This window comes from Moorena sp. SIO3H5 (assembly GCF_010692395.1).
Classification (GTDB): domain Bacteria; phylum Cyanobacteriota; class Cyanobacteriia; order Cyanobacteriales; family Coleofasciculaceae; genus Moorena.
Genome location: NZ_JAAHHS010000148.1, coordinates 1 through 16765, shown reverse-complemented (window position 1 = coordinate 16765; position 16765 = coordinate 1). Strand labels below are relative to the sequence as shown.

Annotated in this window: 15 protein-coding genes; 6 read left to right on the top strand and 9 right to left on the bottom strand. The window is 43.3% G+C overall.

The genetic code is table 11. From position 1 onward, the window contains the following. Positions 1-735 precede the first annotated feature (735 nt). Both F6K52_RS17300 and tsaE read left to right on the top strand, forming a co-directional pair. On the top strand, positions 736-2103 hold the full coding sequence (locus tag F6K52_RS17300) for a gluconeogenesis factor YvcK family protein (RefSeq protein ID WP_293079842.1): 1368 nt from the start codon (positions 736-738) through the stop codon (positions 2101-2103). Positions 2104-2200: 97 nt separating this feature from the next. Further along, positions 2201-2695, top strand: a complete 495-nt coding sequence (tsaE, locus tag F6K52_RS17295) for a tRNA (adenosine(37)-N6)-threonylcarbamoyltransferase complex ATPase subunit type 1 TsaE (RefSeq protein WP_293079839.1) — start codon at positions 2201-2203, stop codon at positions 2693-2695. Between the two features lie 109 nt (positions 2696-2804). Here the strand turns inward: tsaE and F6K52_RS17290 are convergent, their stop codons facing one another. Continuing rightward, positions 2805-4160, bottom strand: coding sequence for a dihydroorotase (locus F6K52_RS17290; protein WP_293079837.1), 1356 nt, complete (start codon positions 4158-4160; stop codon positions 2805-2807). A gap of 334 nt (positions 4161-4494) precedes the next feature. Between F6K52_RS17290 and lepB the strand changes: the two genes are divergently transcribed. Further along, positions 4495-5103 carry a signal peptidase I gene (gene lepB, locus F6K52_RS17285; RefSeq protein ID WP_293079845.1) on the top strand — a complete coding sequence of 203 codons (609 nt, stop codon included), beginning with the start codon at positions 4495-4497 and terminating at the stop codon, positions 5101-5103. 24 nt (positions 5104-5127) lie between these two features. Here lepB and F6K52_RS17280 read toward each other — a convergent pair whose 3' ends face one another. From F6K52_RS17280 to F6K52_RS17270, 3 genes are all read right to left on the bottom strand, one after another. Beyond that, a complete protein-coding gene (locus F6K52_RS17280; RefSeq protein ID WP_293079834.1) occupies positions 5128-6429 on the bottom strand; it encodes a dihydroorotase in 1302 nt (433 codons plus the stop codon). Positions 6430-6751: 322 nt separating this feature from the next. Beyond that, positions 6752-7198 carry a hypothetical protein gene (locus tag F6K52_RS17275; protein WP_293079832.1) on the bottom strand — a complete coding sequence of 149 codons (447 nt, stop codon included), beginning with the start codon at positions 7196-7198 and terminating at the stop codon, positions 6752-6754. 99 nt (positions 7199-7297) lie between these two features. Further along, a complete protein-coding gene (locus tag F6K52_RS17270; protein ID WP_293079829.1) occupies positions 7298-7582 on the bottom strand; it encodes a hypothetical protein in 285 nt (94 codons plus the stop codon). Positions 7583-8095: 513 nt separating this feature from the next. Here F6K52_RS17270 and F6K52_RS17265 point away from each other — a divergent pair. Together F6K52_RS17265 and F6K52_RS17260 are read left to right on the top strand one after the other, a co-directional pair. Continuing rightward, complete coding sequence (locus F6K52_RS17265; protein ID WP_293079826.1) at positions 8096-8350, top strand: UPF0175 family protein; 255 nt, start codon at positions 8096-8098, stop codon at positions 8348-8350. Next, on the top strand, positions 8340-8828 hold the full coding sequence (locus tag F6K52_RS17260; protein ID WP_293079824.1) for a DUF3368 domain-containing protein: 489 nt from the start codon (positions 8340-8342) through the stop codon (positions 8826-8828). The genes F6K52_RS17265 and F6K52_RS17260 overlap by 11 nt, the downstream gene beginning before the upstream one ends. Before the next feature lie 210 nt (positions 8829-9038). Here F6K52_RS17260 and F6K52_RS17255 read toward each other — a convergent pair whose 3' ends face one another. After that, entirely contained in the window at positions 9039-9959 is a 921-nt protein-coding gene (locus F6K52_RS17255; RefSeq protein ID WP_293079821.1) for a DMT family transporter, read from the bottom strand. 135 nt (positions 9960-10094) lie between these two features. On the opposite strand from F6K52_RS17255, the gene F6K52_RS17250 reads away from it, so the two are divergent. Then, positions 10095-10466, top strand: a complete 372-nt coding sequence (locus F6K52_RS17250) for a DUF1823 family protein (RefSeq protein ID WP_293079818.1) — start codon at positions 10095-10097, stop codon at positions 10464-10466. Here F6K52_RS17250 and F6K52_RS17245 read toward each other — a convergent pair. From F6K52_RS17245 to F6K52_RS17230, 4 genes are all read right to left on the bottom strand, one after another. Continuing rightward, positions 10459-10581, bottom strand: coding sequence for a hypothetical protein (locus F6K52_RS17245; RefSeq protein ID WP_293079815.1), 123 nt, complete (start codon positions 10579-10581; stop codon positions 10459-10461). The genes F6K52_RS17250 and F6K52_RS17245 overlap by 8 nt on opposite strands. Continuing rightward, on the bottom strand, positions 10578-13661 hold the full coding sequence (locus F6K52_RS17240; protein WP_293079812.1) for a hypothetical protein: 3084 nt from the start codon (positions 13659-13661) through the stop codon (positions 10578-10580). Before F6K52_RS17240 ends, F6K52_RS17245 begins: the two co-directional genes overlap by 4 nt. Positions 13662-13955: 294 nt before the next feature. Beyond that, positions 13956-14810, bottom strand: coding sequence for a hypothetical protein (locus tag F6K52_RS17235; protein ID WP_293079809.1), 855 nt, complete (start codon positions 14808-14810; stop codon positions 13956-13958). Positions 14811-14860: 50 nt separating this feature from the next. Next, positions 14861-16390, bottom strand: a complete 1530-nt coding sequence (locus F6K52_RS17230; protein WP_293079806.1) for a hypothetical protein — start codon at positions 16388-16390, stop codon at positions 14861-14863. Between the last annotated feature and the right edge of the window lie 375 nt (positions 16391-16765).

Sequence of the window (16765 nt, the reverse complement as noted above, 5' to 3'; positions counted from 1 at the left end):
CTATTTTGGGTATTTGGCAACTAATTGCGCCAAAACCTAAATTAGCTAGTCCTGGGTCAATTCCCAAAATTCGCTTTTCCATCTGGCTCACTGCAGTTAATCCCTTTCCCATCTAATCACTAGATTGGGTTAATGGTGTTAGTGCTATCATCCTTAGTGCCTAGGCTAGCGCACAGAATTAAGTGATGACCTCTAACCAGCTACACCAAACACGAAAATCAGAGAAGTATGGCATAGCTGACTACTTGGGATTATTCTGTTTCACCCCGTATTTTTTTTGGGTTACGCCACTAATCTCATACCCTAAATGGCAACTTAACCGACCTCACCACTTTCCGCATATCCACGGGTAAATTCTGATCATAACGTCTAGGTACCGGATATTGTATTAATCACACCTTAGCCTAATTATCTGAAACTGTGGTGATCAGTACCAGCTTCATGGTGAATTCACTATTGAGGTGTGACCCAAGGGCGCGAGCAATCCCTCGCGCCCTTGGAGGCGCGCACCTTGATCAGTAATATCAATGAAAACCGCTATACCTGAAGGGTGAGCGGCTATGTGCAGAGCGCACTTTTCACACGAAGGTTTGATTAGGCAAAGAAAGTACCAATCTGACAGGCACTTCCGGAGCCTTAGCCGTTCCTCACTACATGCATCGCCTCTTTGTCAAGTGCTGGAGTTCGACCAGCAATGTCTATCCAGCTTTTGTACTTACCATACTCAGTGTAGTTATGTCCTCAATCAGTCTTTTCAAAAGAGCTCTACGTACCCTACAAAATGAATCGAGAGGTCGAATTCCTCAGCGGGTCAACCGTTGGTTTAAGTGGTTAGCCCCTGGATTACTGGTGAAGCGTTGGATACTTTTAAGTGCTGGTGGTGTAGTGCTAACAAGTTTGGGATTAGCGATTTGGGTAAAGCTGACCCCAGTTTTTTACATCATTAAATTCACAGCCCAAGTTTTAGAGAAAATTACAACCATTATTCCTAACCATGTCTCTGGTCCAATTGCGCTGATCTTGGGTCTGGTTTTCATCTTCTGGGGGCAAACCCGGACGGTAGGATCAATTACGGAAGTTTTAAAACCCGACCACGATCGAAAACTGATTGATGTGCTGATGGATCATCGTCGGTTAAACCGGGGACCGAAAATTGTAGTCATTGGGGGTGGCACTGGTCTTTCTAGCTTACTTAGAGGACTCAAGGTTTATAGTGCTAATATCACTGCTATTGTTACGGTAGCTGATGATGGGGGTTCCAGTGGACGGCTGCGACGGGAAATTGGAGTGTTACCACCGGGGGATATTCGTCACTGTTTAACGGCACTGGCAGACCAAGAAAAGTTGTTAACCGAACTGTTTGAATACCGTTTTCGAGCTGGTAGCGGTTTAGTCGGTCACAGTTTTGGAAATCTTTTCCTGACCGCAATGAGTGATATTACTGGCGATCTAGAACAAGCGGTTGCTGCTAGTTCTCAGGTATTAGCAGTGCGAGGAAGAGTCTTGCCAGCTACCCTAACTGATGTTAGCCTTTGGGCTGAATTAGCTGATGGACGTCGCATCGAAGGAGAGTCTAATATTACTGAGGCTCGGGGAGTTATCAAAAAAATTGGTTGTACTCCCGAACATCCAACTGCTTTACCAGCAGCACTCAAGGCAATTCAGCAAGCTGATTATATTATAATAGGACCCGGTAGCCTCTATACCAGCATTATTCCCAATCTGTTGGTGCCAGAAATTACCGATGCGATCGCAGCTCGCTTGATACCCCGCATCTACGTTTGTAATATCATGACCCAGCCAGGGGAAACTGATGGATATAGTGTCTCTGACCATATCAAAACTATTGATGAAGCCTGTGGGAAGAGGCTATTTAACGCGGTACTGGTGAATCGAAAATACCCCTCAGCTGGGTCACTGATTAAGTATGCTCAAGTTAAGTCTCATCCAGTTTTTCTGGATCGAGAAGAAACTTCTAAATTAGGGCGTCGGATTGTGGCGACCAATGTAATGTATGAAGATGAGGAAACTCATTTAGTGCGGCACAATTCGGAAAGGCTGGCACGGGTTTTATTACGATGGTATAGTCGAGCACATGCGTGAGATTTGGTGAGTGCGAGGAAAATTTTTAAAGGAAAAGAAAAGCTGAGATATTAACTCAGAATAACCATTATCAGAGGTAATCTATTGCTAATAACTAATGACCAAAATTTTTATAGCTAATGCTGAAGCAACGCGTACGCTAGGTGTGGAATTAGGGAAATCTCTGCCAGCTAGTAGCATCATTTTGCTGGAGGGAGACTTAGGGGCTGGCAAAACCACCCTAGTTCAGGGTATTGGTGAGGGACTAGGCATAACTGATGCCATTGTCAGTCCCACCTTTACTCTGATCAATGAGTATACAGAGGGACGTATCCCTCTGTATCACCTCGATTTGTACCGCTTATCCACCTCAGAAGTAGAGTCATTAAACCCAGAACACTACTGGGAGGGAATTGAGGTTGCTCCGGGAATTGTGGCCATCGAGTGGGCTGAGCGTCTACACTATTTACCACCCAGTTATCTACATCTGAGACTAACCTATTCCCACGACGGTGGACGTCAGGCTCAATTCACTTGTAACGGTAAGTTTGATTTAACTTGGCTGTTTGATAGGTTATCTGGTTGTTCGCCCTTGGCGTCTAGTGTAGAGTAGCTAAAAGGTTAGTGGGATTGAGGTTGACCAAAAATTTGGGTCAACTTTAATTTTTTCCCACTACCTATTAAATCCTATTATTATTTCCTATAGTTAAATTCTATACTGTTTAACTAGTAAAAGTTAAAGCTTCACCTCGCACTTCTGTGTTCAATTTTCCTCTGTCGTAGACTACTTGACCTCCAACAATAGTCATCACTGGCCATCCGGTTAAGTTCCAACCTTCAAAAGGACTCCATCCGCATTTTGTTAAAAGTTCTTCCCGTAACACTGGGTGGTAATTTTCCAAATCTACCAGTACCAAATCCGCATCATAGCCAGGAGCGATCGCACCTTTGTTAGGAATTCCATAGGCCTTAGCAACTGCTGTAGACATCCAGTCAGATACTTGAGCCACACTACACCGTCCCTCTATGGCTTGAGTCAGCATCAGTGGCAGAGATGTTTCTACTCCAGGCATTCCCGAAGGAGTGTGGGGGTAACCTTTCGCTTTTTCTTCCAAGGTGTGAGGAGCATGGTCTGTGGCGATAAAATCGATCACGCCATCGAGTAGAGCTTGCCAAAGAACTTCGTTGTCATGGTGGGAGCGCAAAGGCGGATTCATCTGTGCGAGGGTGCCAATCTCTGCATAGGCATCGGTATTTAGTAATAAGTGCTGGGGAGTCACTTCCGCCGTCACCCAGGTAGGTTTGTCTTCCCTAAGCAATTCAGCTTCTTCAGCGGTGGATAAGTGCAAGATATGCAACCGCCGCTGATATTTTTTAGATAACTTCAGGGCTAACTTGGTGGCATTAAGAGCAGCTTGATTGTCCTGAATCTTAGAGTGAACAGCAGGGTCAGTAATTCCAGCAAATTCCTTACGTCGCTGATTAATTCTAGCTTGGTCTTCAGCGTGTACTGCAATTAACCGATTGTACTTCCGAGAACCTTCGCTAAAACCTTCAGCAAAAATTGGTTCTATCACTGCTTCATGATCTACCAATAATGCACCATGACTTGAACCCATGAATATCTTAATCCCACAAGTTGGCTGGGCATTGTGCAAATCTGGCTGATTTGCTGGTGTTGCACCGATAAAAAAGCCATAATTAACTAAACACTTATCTGCCGCTCGCTTGAGCTTATCATCCAGTGGGGCTTGGGTTATCGTAGGAGGACGAGTATTAGGCATCTCTAAAAAGGACGTCACTCCACCCTTGGCACAGGCACAACTGGCAGTAAATAAGTCTTCCTTATGTTCTAGACCTGGTTCCCGAAAATGGACTTGGGGATCAATTACCCCTGGCAACAAAGTTAAGCCAGTAGCGTCTATTTCTTTATATGCCGTAACGTCCGTTGGCACTGGGATGTCTGGGGCAACCTGAACAATCCTTCGACCGCAGGTGTGGATATCCCCCAGCAAAAATTCACCAGAGGGCAATAGAATACGAGCATGGCGGATAAACAAGCAAAAGTCAGACAACATAGGAGGATGTTAAAATTTGACAGTGTCCCTGCTCGGTGTCTAGGTAGATACAGTAGATACAAACCTGAGATATAGCTAAATACAGACAACCGCAGCTAACCTAGCACCATGGCACAAAAAAGCAGGGTTGTCCTGCCAAATTGACATTTTTGACAAAACTTTACATAATTTTGATTTAGGCTGCCCTACTAACTTGAAATTTTTAAGATCTAGCTATAAAACCCCAGACGTTTAAATTTGCTGTTAAATTTGCTGTTAAATTTGCTGATAATTTCCCAATCAGCTATTTGTTGAAATTTACTCAAATTTGTGTATCGGTAGTAGTTGAATGGATATGAGTCGTGTGCCAGATAAAAGACCAGAAAAAAAACCTACACAGCCTTCTAAAGAAAATGCTTGGGTAGAAGGGATTAAAACGATTACCTTGAGTGCTGTTCTTGCCTTTGGGATTCGCACATTTGTTGCTGAAGCGCGATACATCCCATCGGGATCAATGCTACCGACATTACAGATTAATGACCGCTTAATTATTGATAAGTTAAGTTATCGCTTTTTCCAAAACCCACAACGAGGAGAAATTGTGGTATTTGCTCCCACTGACAGGCTGAAAGAGCAAAACTTTAAAGATGCTTTTATCAAGCGCGTAATTGGCTTACCCGGTGATAAGGTTTTGGTTAAAAATGGGCGAGTTTATATTAATGATCAAGAAATAGAGGAAAAGTATATCGAAGAAGCACCACAGTATGATTTTGGACCAGCAACAGTACCAGCAGATCAATACCTAGTACTGGGAGATAACCGTAACAATAGTTACGACTCTCACCACTGGGGCTTTGTCCCTCGTGACAAAATTATCGGTCGTGCGGTAGTGCGGTTTTGGCCGTTAAATCGAATGGGGAAATTGAATCCAAATCCGAGTTATCCTGAAGGGTTGAATCAGTAAACTGGCTTATGAAGTCTCAGTACTTCATAGTTCATATTTTTTCCGATTTTCTGGACACCAAGTTTGCACGACACGACCAATTAATTCTTGCCCTAGCCAGGGGGTATTACTAGAAAGGGATTTGAGGTTTTTTTGGTGAACAATCCAAGGGGATTGAGGATTGAATAAGACTAATTCAGCGGATTGACCAGGAGCAGTGCTAGGGGGGTCTTGGTGTAGACAAATAGCAGGATTTGTGCTAAGACTTTTCCAAAGTTCTAAGGCTGACCAATCCCCTGTCTCGACTAGAGTATGCCAGAGTAGGGGTAGGGCTAGCTCTAAACCAATCACTCCTGGTGGTGCTTCCGCAAAGGCAACGGTTTTTTCTTCATAAGTGTAGGGAGCGTGGTCAATTGCGATCGCATCAATAATCCCCTCCCGAACACCTCGGATCAGTGCGGCTTGGTCAACTGGGTTTCCCAACGGCGGTTCCAAGCGCAAATTGGAGTTGTAACTGCGTAAGTCTTCAGTATTCAGCAATAGATGCATCCAAGTGGTACTGGCTGTTACTGGCAACCCCGCTGCCTTAGCTGATTCAATCAATTGGACAGCGCGACTGGTGGAGATACGCATGAGATGGACTGGGGTGCCAGTGGTTGCTACCACTTCTAATAAGGCAGCGATAGCGGATGATTCTGCGATCGCAGGATTCCCTGGCACACCCAAACCAATGGACTGGATACCTTCTCGCATCACTCCCCCATTTACCAACTTAGGGTCACAAGCCCAAAGTGCCACTGGTTTACCCAAGGGTTGTAGGTATTCCAACAACCGTCGAACTAGTCCTAAATTACATAAAGGACGTTCATCGGTAAAGCCCACTACTCCCCCTAGAGCTAGTTCAGCTAATTCAGTCATTTGCTGTCCTTCTAACCCGATGGTGAAGGCACCCCAGTGATAGAGTTGAGGTGAGGAAGGGGGGAGGCTGATATAGGGAGAGTTTTGGAGTTCTTGCCGTTGTGCTAAAACAGCAGAATTGTCTAGGGGGGGGTTAGTGTCAGGCAAAATGGCTAAGCGAGTAAAGCCTCCATTTGCTGCTGCTGCCAGTAGTGAAGACCAGGTTTCCCGCTGCTCATTTCCTGGTGTACCAGAATGGCTGTAGAGGTCTACTAGTCCTGGTCCTAAAATGTGTCCCTGACAATCTTGCACCACTGTATCGCCAGAAATTTCTTTGATTTGAGTTTCCACTGCCGTGATTACACCATCAGTAATCAGCACATCAGCGACTTGGTCAATTCCAGAAACTGGGTCTAAAAGGCGGACTTGTTGAAGTAGTTTACTGTTCATTGGGGAAACGGAAAAGGAAAAATAATTAGCTTTTAACTCAATCCCCCTTTCTAGCTACTCATATCTAAATCACTTGTTATGACGACTTACTTTTTACATTACTACGTATATTTTTAAAATACCACTTTGCCAGATTCTGTCAGACCTCTCAATAGGTAACAAAATAGCCTAAAACCATTTATTTTTAAAGCTTTATGAGTTATTTAAGACTTTCTGGGAGCATCCAAAGTTGGACTAAACATAACACATTAAGCTGTATTAACGTGTTGTTAATGCCTATATAAAAAGAGATATTTACAAAAATTGGATGCTCCCGAATTTATTAATTTTTATTGGCAGCAAATACGTTAACTAATTTGACCACTTGTGCGGGTCTATGATAAAACGTCCAATGCTGCGGAGACTCTGTTATAGCGTCAGTGTTGGATATTTTCAGCCTTTTTGTTATGTCTTCACTATTCGAAAACGTGGCTAAGTAAGTGGTTTTTTCGCTAGCGCTGTAAGTAACCGAATCATCATCATTGTTGATTTGGCCGTTTCTATCTCCTGGAGCATCATTTTTTAAAAGCAGAAATGAGATATGGTTAGGGGGAGCAATAAGTTCCACAGATTGCGTCGGCAAAAGATCACGGTCACAAAATGAGTGTAGAGTTAAGTCACATATTTCCATTTCAGTTTCACTACTCGCCAGCGCACTCATTACATTGAGCGTTAGGAGTAGCATACAGGTTAATAACGTTACAAAAAAAGTTTTGATCATTTTTTTCATTTATTTTTGAATCCTCCTAATTATGGGCAATTGTAGTACATTAACTAATGGTTTAGCACTACCAGGTTATTTACCTGAAAGTTAAGCTAAAAAACCTCTTTATTGGAGGCTAAACTCCATCATTGTTAGACTTTTATCAGTATAAACGAGTTGTTCGAGTTTAAAACGACTCGCTGCAAATAAGTCCTTATATTCTTGTTCCGTGCGCCAGTAAACCCCTGGATTGGTAATCATCATCTGAACCGCAGCCAAAGCTGGGATGGTTCCATCGGGATATTCTCTAAAGGGGTGAAAAATAGCCTGAAACGCTTTACATTGAAAGCGTTTCAGGCTATTTTGTGCTAAAAAAAAGATAGGTCGATTATTTGCAACAAGACCTACCAATTGACATGGTGCGCGCCTCCAAGGGCGCGAGCAATCCCTCGCGCCCTTGGGTCGCACCGCAATGTTACCTGCGTTTTACCAAAACCACTTAAAAAGTCAACTTAGTAGCTCAGAATACCTATTTCTTTTAATTTTGCTTAGTCTCCTACAGACCTGGGGGGGTGACATGCAAGCTGAACTCCTTACTGGGTAGTCATTTCAGTCCATAAGTTACAAAAGGTGGGCTTTCCGGAGACAAAACCTTGAAGAGGGTCGCCTTATTACAAAAGTTTTAACCCTTTTACGTATAGCCAGTAACCCATAAAGGCGACCCTCTTCAAGCGGTAACTTCGTTCCCGTTGGCGAATTTAATTCGCCACGGGTCGCACCTAAAAGATACATGCTGTTTTGGGCTACATTGGATTTATTACCCGACTTTGATTTGAATCTGCTCTGTGAGTATATGAATTCCACCCAAGAACCGCAACTGTTTCGTGGCTATCGTCAGGCACTTCCTTAATTATCGGACTACTTATGAAAACCGTTTCCATTCAACTGCCAGAAACTGTATTTTCTTCCCTCCGCAAGAACCCTGATGAATTTGTCAGGGAAATGCGAATTGCAGCAGCGGTTAAATGGTATGAACTAGGGGAAGTCTCTCAAGGCAAAGCCGCAGAGATAGCTGGACTTACCCGTTCAGAATTTATCAACACCTTGTCTCGTTACCAAGTTTCTTTCCTGCAATATACCGCTCAAGAATTAGCTGAGGAATTGGCTAATGTTGATTAAGCGAGTCATCATCAACTCTTCACCTCTTATTGTTCTATTCAAGAGCCAACAAGCAGATTTACTACCGCAACTGTTTTCCGAAATCCTCGTACCAGCAGCCGTTTGGGATGAAATTACAACCACAGGTCAAAATGACTTAGCAGCTCGAGAGTTACCCAATACCTCTTGGGTAAGACGAGTAGCAATTGACGCTGTTACACCAGTTGTGGCTGCTTGGGATTTAGGCAAAGGAGAATCTCAAGTATTGAGCCTATGTATACAAACTCCTAATTTTGCAGCTATTGTTGATGATCGAGCAGCACGAAGATGTGCTCAAAGTCTTGGCATTATTACCCTTGGTACAGGGGGATTACTAATCCTAGCCAAACGACGTGGACTAATTACCAGCGTATCCCCTAGAATTCAAGCCTTACGTGATGCTGGTTTATGGTTGTCCGATAGTATAGTGGATTTACTTAAGCAACAGGCTCAAGAATAAACTGTTGTGTTGATGGCATATCTATATTTGAACCTAGTCTATAGCAACCTAACCTACCCTACTCGAATGCCTTGGACGAACAACCAGCTAACCTAGCCTACACCGAATACGGGGCGAACAACCAACTCACCTTGGCCAAAAGGCCACGCTACGCGAACAACCAACTCACCTTGGCCAAAAGGCCACGCTACGCGAACAACCAACTCACCTTCAACCTCTTGTCAAATTAGCCCCATAAACCGCTACTGCCACCCCAACTAACAACACCACGGCACCTAGCAGCACCAATACCCCTGGCACTTCCTGAAAAACCAAATAGCCCAAAAAACAAGCACCAATGGGTTCAAACAAAATAGCTAGGGTCACCAGGGTAGGATTAATCCAGCGTACCAACCAGTTAAAACTGGTATGTCCTACCATTTGGGGGAAAACTGCGATTAACAAGATATAGACGTAAACCGCTACCGGATAATTGAGATAACTGACACCCCAGAGTAACGATAACAGTAACAACACCAACGCCCCCATACTGTAGGCGAAAGCACTATAGCTACCAAGACTCAAACCCCGCTGCTGTGCTTCACGTCCGAACAATATATACAAACTTGCTATCACCGCTCCCATCAATGCTAGAGAATTCCCCAACAGAGGATTACTCCCACCACTGAGAGCACCCCCATCCCCCAAAGTAATCAGCACAGCACCTACAAAGGCCACACCAATCCCCAAAACCGTCATCCTAGTTAGTTTTTCCTTGAACCAGAGCCAAGAAACTAAAGCAACCCAAATCGGAGTTGTGGTAACTAACGTAGTAGATGCCGCAATGGAAGTAAAAGACAAGGAAGTAATCCAAGTCACAAAGTGTAGCGCTAAACAAATACCAGCCCCACTGGCATAGAGTAATGCACCTGGACCTAGCTGAGCTGGCCTGAGCTTTGGCCAAGCTGGTAACAGTAGCATAGACGCAATAGTAAGGCGAGACCCAGCCACGAACAGGCTAAACCCTACCCCACTCACCCCAGCGGATGCGATCGCTAATCGTGCAAAAATAGCTGATGTGGAAATCGCCAACACACCAGCCAATAAAACCAATCCCACCTGCCACCGCAGCGGCTGCTTTATAATTTTCATAGCCATACAGCTTCAATCCCCAACCATTACCATTATTCCGGGAGAAGTACTAGGAGAAAGGTGAAGAAGCCCAGATAGTCTAACTGTATCTAGAATCTACTTAATCCTTGATAATTCCTAATTTATAATTAAAATATGTTTGAACTACCGCCACTCAATACTAATACAATTTGGTCTATTTTAAACGAAGAACTTGATGACGATACCGTTAACAAACTACTCTGGTACTATCTAGGTTATCGTTATAACTCAACTACCGGGCAGTGGGATATAACTGAGGTTAATCCTGAATGGCAAGAAGACTATCCCGAGCCACCTAATTTCATCGAAAGCCGCCCTGCTACGGTAAAACTAACCCGTTCAATACCCAAAGAAAATAAACAGCTATTGAAAAAAAAGTTAGGTTTCAAAGGTTACAAAATCGGAGAATTTGGTCCTCGACAAACTCGCCGAGCGACAGCCGCAAACTGGTTACTGAATTATATGGAACAAAACGGGATTAAATGAATGAATTGTGATAATTTTTGATGCCATATTCCCTACGCCCTGTTCCCTGTTCCCTGTTCCCTGTTCCCTCAAACCGAGGACTTTTTAGCTCAACCAATTGTAGAAAATACTTCATCCTTCAAAGGTAGTAGATAAGTCAGTAGGAACAACTACACACTCCAATTCCGCCTTGTGACTCTCCTGCTGATTTTCCAAATTAATTGCGATCGCTTCAATTCTAATTTGAGTCGTGCCTTGGGGTATAACTAATTGAGTCATTGCCTCCAGCTCCCCAGCCGCATTGGGGAGTAAATCTATAATAGAACGGGTTTCCTGCAGCAGAGAGCGAGTTTGAACGTCTTTAACCCACAATTTAATACATAGACGAGATTGACTAGGCGGAAGTTTTATAGTAACCATTACCTTTTCTCCAGCAAGCAACTCCCTAGTAGTCGGTATTGATAAAGTCGGTGCTGCTAAGGTCCCATCCAACTCTAGGGATGAAAGATTATCCAGTTTAGCCTTCAAGTCATCTTGGTTAGTTGCTTTAGCTTTTGTCGGTTGTGGAGCTATTTCTCGATCGTCTACTACAATTTCCTGAGTCGTCCAATCCTGACTAGTAATACCAACTCTAGGGGGTGTCTCTGGCATTGCTAATTCTGAACTAACTAGGGACAAATCCTGAGATTCTGTGATTGACTCCAAGACCTTTTCTGGAAATTCCCTAACCTCTTCTTGGTTGCTAGCCGTTTCATTCCTCTGTTCATCTGCCACTGCTGAGTGATCTTCCTCAGCAGGATTACTCTCTGGGGATAATTCTAACCTCAGCAATTCCATCAATTCATCATCTTCCGCTAAAGCACTCAAGCGTGACCAAAAACGCTCTTCCATGTTTAAGGCTCGGAAAGCTTCTTCTAAAGCGATTGACTCAGGATCTTGTACGGAATTTGAAGTCTCCCACCGAGTAGTATTCAACCGAGTAGTATTCAATAATTGGTTTACCTTGGAATTATTGAACTGGGTATCAACCAATTCTGAATCCTCTAACTGCTCATCTGTCTGAGATTCATCAATCTCACTAATCTCAATAGTTTGGATTGGCTCAGATTCCGTTAGGGAATTACTCAGCACTTCAGAAGTATCATTAGAATTAGATAAGACCTCAGACTTTATCTCTAAAATACTATCTTGAGTAGTATCTTCAGTACTATCTTCCGACTGTTCTACTGTGTCTTGAAGTAATGTGTCTTGAAGTAATGTGTCTTGAAGTAATGTGTCTTGAAGTACTGTGTCTTGAAGTAATGTGTCTTGAAGTAATGTGTCTTGAAGCACTGTGTCTTGAGGCTGTAACTCTGACCCAGTATCTTGCTCTCGATGATCTACTTCTGGATTAGCTGTAGTGGAGGATTCTTGATCATCTAGGGAAACTGAATCAGATGCTTTAGACTTATCTTGGATCTCTTGGTGCTGTGCTCCAGGGTCAGCAACCGACTGCATTGTAGGAAAACTGGGCAATTCCAGGGATTTAACAGTTATGTCACTCGGCTGATGGTGGTAAAGTTTTGGTGGTAAAGACCGTCCAGAGATAGGTTGCAAGAACAGAGATGGATGGTTTTGGGGTAGCTCAACCAGATCCAGCATAGTCTCCTCTAAGGGGTCTTCATCTAAGAAGAGAAGTTCTTGATCAGGTTGATCAGGTTTGGCAGATTCAGCGATCCGATTAGCCAGTACTACCATGGTTTCCATTGGCATCCCCTGATTCCCTGGGACAATTACTTCTAATAAATCCTCTACATTAGCTGTAACAGTAAATTGTTGAGTGGCTAAAGGAGTTGACTGTGAATTATAAAGGGTAATTTTTCCTAAAATTAGACCACTTTGACAATCCGTCGGAATATCTAGACTATGGCTAAATCCTAAAAATAACTCCTGTTGAGATAGGGAATACTCAATATCTAACAAACGTTTTCCTGTTTGAGGAAACCGCAATTGATAGCGTAGAGTGGCAGGGAATAAGTTTTCTAAAACACTATCTAAAATACTAACTGTTATACTATTACCATTATTAGTAATTTTATCATTATCTACTACCAATTCTCCTTTGATAGTCAACGACTCTCCTCGCCTTGCCAGGAAAATTTCCTTATCTAGTCTTAGAGTTAAACCGTACTGATTAACCTGTGTGTCTGAAACCCAATCTAAATCAGAGGTTTTTCTTAGCTGTTGGTTATCTTCAGATTCCCTATCTTCCAACTCATCCAATACTGGCTGAAGCACCTGTTGTAGTAGTTGCTCCAAAGTTTCCAGAGATTCCTCCATGATGGAATTCTCAATGGTCGATTGGAGTTGTAAGTCTTCCGAGATAGTTTCTGTGAGTTGTTGGTTGGTTTCAGGATTAACAGGTGCCTCTGGGTAAAGCTTTTCTAGCTCTTCCAAAACCATCTCTTGGCTAGGACTAGATTCCTCTTGGCTAACCCCAATTGTTGCTTGGGCTTGGTCAACAGGTAACTCTGGTGCAGCAATGGTTATGGGTTGTTGCTCTGGTGGTGTTATCTGACTCTCGTACTCCTGAGGGTTAGATAACTCTGAACTAGCACCTGAGCTAGCATCTGAGCTAGCATCTGTTGCTTTCAGGTCATTAGCAATAGTATTGGTGGAGGGAGAATCAACAGCGAGCTCAGGTGTAGTCAGGGAATTGTCTAGTTGAGGCGGCTGAGTATCAGTTTCGGTGACTTCTACTGGGGTGACTTCTGCTGGGGTGACTTCTGCTGGGGTGACTTCTGCTGGGGTGACTTCTGCTGGGGTGACTTCTGCTACTGATGAGGATACGGAGGTTTTCGGGGGTGTCTCTACATCTTTGACTTTGGGTATGACTTGTAGCGCTAAGGATTTTCGCCATGACTCACCCATAAAATCGTCCATGATATCGTTACTGCAACGTAACTTCCACAGACCAGGTTTAAGCTTGGTGAAAGGAATCACCACCATTAACCCTTCTGAGTTGGTGCGACGCCATCGTTTCTGGGACTTGCGTTTGGGTGGCACTTGCTCTGTGCTATCATAGCTGACGCAAATTTCTACATCAGTATTGGGCAGGTTGGAACGAGCCACTATCCGATACCGACCGGATTCAATCTCGATCTCAGAAGACTTGATTGGCTTCCAGGAGCGCTCCCCCTCTTTCTGTAGTAGAAATTCCCAGTACTTCTTAGCCATTGTCGATATCTATGACCCAAAGACCTGCTAATGGACTTGATTGCTTTTCCAATTAGCTTACACTTTAAGTCGAGTATTTTGCTTATCCCCACGCTCGAGATTTGTCAACCACTGGATTCGACAGAGTTACTGAACATCTACTCGGTTTAAGGGGATAAGAAAGCAATACCACAAAATTAAACTTTAAGATGTGCCTGTTGATACTAAATTGTAACCATTCAGCTGACAGCTGAGGGCTGACAGCTGACGTATCTTTGCTTACCAGATTAGCGAGATTCTCTCCTCTTCAACTAACTATTGAACATTTGTCACCCTACCGAGACGAGTAAAGCGAATTTCAATCCTGCGCCTAGTTTGATCATCCTTTAAACTAATCGGAGCAATTTGTCCATTAGGTAAAATTAACTGAGCTGCAGAATAAGCCCGAAATTGCAGCCCCTTGAGCCGCCCTTCTTTAGCTTGAATCTCACGGAGTAATTGCACAACTGCCAAAGCTCGCATCAGTCCTAAATCAGCATTAGATCCTGGTCTAAGTTGACTGATAGAGGAATTTTTATTAACCACATTCCCAATAGTTTGGTCGATATTGCTACCACCAAGATTAGGTTGACCATCGGTGTGACCAATTAGTTCTACTACATTGATTTCATAGTCCTTGGCATTGCTTTCAATAGCAGGGACAATTTGCTGCCGAATATAATCCTTCATCGCTGAGGGAATTTCCGCACTACCGGAATCAAATCGGTAATTCCCCTGATCTTTGATTACAATAATCGGAGGTGTATCTGGTGGTTTTGGTGCTGCAGCAATCTGTACCTGCAAAGACCTAATCTGCTGTTCTAGTGACTTTTGGCGGACAGTTGAGCGCTTTGCCCTAGCTCTCAAAGCCGCCACCCCACGCTCAAGTTGATCAACCCGAGCTGCCTTAGCTCGTAATTCCGCATTCTCCCTTGCCAATTGCACCACTTCATCTTCACTTCTGGTGAGATCATCAATGGTTGATTCCAAGGAACTTTGTGCCAGCACAGACTTCAGGATAGAGAGCAACAAAAATAAGATCAGGATCATGAAGGCATTAGACATTAAGTCTGTAAAAGCTGGCCAGAGATTTATCTCTTCATTCCAATCATTATTTCGTGAACGACGCATTTTATCAATTCTCTGTCAATCTTATAATTACTATTAGTCATTTGCTAGGTTTATCGTTCACTGCTCAAACGCCTGACTAGCTCTCCTACAGTCATATCTTGAGTTATGCGAGTTGAACCATCGATTTGATTGGACTCATTGAGTTTTTGGCTAATCTTAGCAATTTCCTCATTGGTGTTATTGAGATGATTGACAACTTTTTCAAGATTGTGTCGCATAATTTCATAATTATGCTGGTCAGTATTAGCTTGCTGAGTAATACTTTGATTAAGGCGATCGCCTAAAGCCTGAATTCCCAGACTTACTCCTTCGGTATAGCTTTTCACATTTGACACTAACTTAGACAATTCAGCGTGAACGTCACTCAAGCTATCGGTTCGAGAAGCAATCCGTTGCTCTAATTGATCAAGCCTAGCGATCGCTGACTGAAATCCCTGTGCTCCTTGCTGAAGTTGGGGGATAATCTTACCTAAGGCTTGTTGACTGTGATGATGCTGTTTTACTACATCTAGAGAAGATTGTCTGAGAGCACTGATTTCTTCTGCCAATTTTACCAATTTAACCCCATGACGTTGAAGTTCAGCCATTGCTACTCCCATCCCTTGCACTGATTGAGATAACATACTAGCTGACTCAGAGAAACTGCTTTGAGTTCTAGTTAAATCTACTGTAGCCTTAGATAATTTTTGAGGAAACTGGCTATGCTCAAAGGTTTGAGCAACTTGGGTAAATTGAGCAGCAGCTAGTTGAAATTCCTCAGCACTTCTGGCGATAGTACTAGCAGCTTGGAAGAATCTATTGTAAGAATTTTCTGCTAGTTTAAGCACTTGAATATTAGCATCAGCAATTTCTTGAACTTTTTCTTTTAGTGAGGATTCCACTGCTTCTCGAACAGTGTGACCAAATCTCGCCAAAAAGCTTTCAAATATATTGGACATCCCCTGAACCAATATATCCATGCGTTTTTCCCCTGCTAAAGTCGGCTGATAAATATTATCCAAGTAGTCTTCTAAGTAACTAATCAGATTATTTTTCGCTAGCCCTGTATTGAAGGCGACGTTAATTACGGTTAAGACAGCACTAAAAAAGATAGCAGTTAAGCTAGTGGTAAAAGCAATCCCCATACCTTCTAAGGGTTGCTGTAATTGGTTAACTAAAGTATTGATATCGGTAGCATCAGACTGACTGATTGTTTGACTCAGTGCTAACAAATTGATGGTGATGCCGATAAAGGTACCTAGTAAGCCAAAGGATAGCAGTAAGCTAGGCATAATCCGACCAATGTAATCAATTTGGTCACAAGATATCCCAACAACTTTTTCGTGGCTGTAGGCTTGGTCAATTAATGCGCCTGTATTGACCTGCTCTAAATGTCGGCTAGCATCTGAGAATCGTCTTTCGAGCTCTTCTACAATTCTGGGTTTTTTCCCACGAGGCTGTCCATGGATTAGTCTTCTTACTCGCTTCCCTAGGGATAAAAGATGGGTATACAGAGCAAAACGTAGTAAAATTACGAATACTGATGGGATTACCACCAGTACTACAGTCAGGGCAATTAAGTAATCCGGTATTGGTAGCATAGCGGCAGCTGGGGAACTCTACAGGTGAAATGGCAGGTAGCGCAGCATCCTCAGGATGCTAACCCCTTTCTTTATAACCTAAGGATACCCATACTTATCTCAAAGCATTGATGTGTCACTACGAAATAATACGACGTTCTTGAGTGTTAACACTGAACACTCAAGGGTGCATCTCCTAACAGTTGTTTGACCCAGCAGTGGTGCGTTACGGGCAGCAACCTAACCCTGCCTACGAGGCCAAATATCAAGGCTCCCCTAACACACCCTACGCAACTCAACACTCAACACTCAACGCAATTGTTCTATCTGCTCTTTTAACTGCTCAGTTTTATCCAATAAATCAGCTTGGGTCATCGTTTCTTGTTCCCCAGAGGA

Excerpts from the sequence above, each read along its gene's own strand:
- F6K52_RS17300 (WP_293079842.1), top strand. The coding sequence starts at position 736 with ATGTCCTCAATCAGTCTTTTCAAAAGAGCTCTACGTACCCTACAAAAT.
- tsaE (WP_293079839.1), top strand. The coding sequence starts at position 2,201 with ATGACCAAAATTTTTATAGCTAATGCTGAAGCAACGCGTACGCTAGGT.
- F6K52_RS17290 (WP_293079837.1), bottom strand. The coding sequence starts at position 4,160 with ATGTTGTCTGACTTTTGCTTGTTTATCCGCCATGCTCGTATTCTATTG.
- lepB (WP_293079845.1), top strand. The coding sequence starts at position 4,495 with ATGAGTCGTGTGCCAGATAAAAGACCAGAAAAAAAACCTACACAGCCT.
- F6K52_RS17280 (WP_293079834.1), bottom strand. The coding sequence starts at position 6,429 with ATGAACAGTAAACTACTTCAACAAGTCCGCCTTTTAGACCCAGTTTCT.
- F6K52_RS17275 (WP_293079832.1), bottom strand. The coding sequence starts at position 7,198 with ATGAAAAAAATGATCAAAACTTTTTTTGTAACGTTATTAACCTGTATG.
- F6K52_RS17265 (WP_293079826.1), top strand. The coding sequence starts at position 8,096 with ATGAAAACCGTTTCCATTCAACTGCCAGAAACTGTATTTTCTTCCCTC.
- F6K52_RS17260 (WP_293079824.1), top strand. The coding sequence starts at position 8,340 with ATGTTGATTAAGCGAGTCATCATCAACTCTTCACCTCTTATTGTTCTA.
- F6K52_RS17255 (WP_293079821.1), bottom strand. The coding sequence starts at position 9,959 with ATGAAAATTATAAAGCAGCCGCTGCGGTGGCAGGTGGGATTGGTTTTA.
- F6K52_RS17250 (WP_293079818.1), top strand. The coding sequence starts at position 10,095 with ATGTTTGAACTACCGCCACTCAATACTAATACAATTTGGTCTATTTTA.
- F6K52_RS17245 (WP_293079815.1), bottom strand. The coding sequence starts at position 10,581 with ATGAAGTATTTTCTACAATTGGTTGAGCTAAAAAGTCCTCGGTTTGAG.
- F6K52_RS17240 (WP_293079812.1), bottom strand. The coding sequence starts at position 13,661 with ATGGCTAAGAAGTACTGGGAATTTCTACTACAGAAAGAGGGGGAGCGC.
- F6K52_RS17235 (WP_293079809.1), bottom strand. The coding sequence starts at position 14,810 with ATGCGTCGTTCACGAAATAATGATTGGAATGAAGAGATAAATCTCTGG.
- F6K52_RS17230 (WP_293079806.1), bottom strand. The coding sequence starts at position 16,390 with ATGCTACCAATACCGGATTACTTAATTGCCCTGACTGTAGTACTGGTG.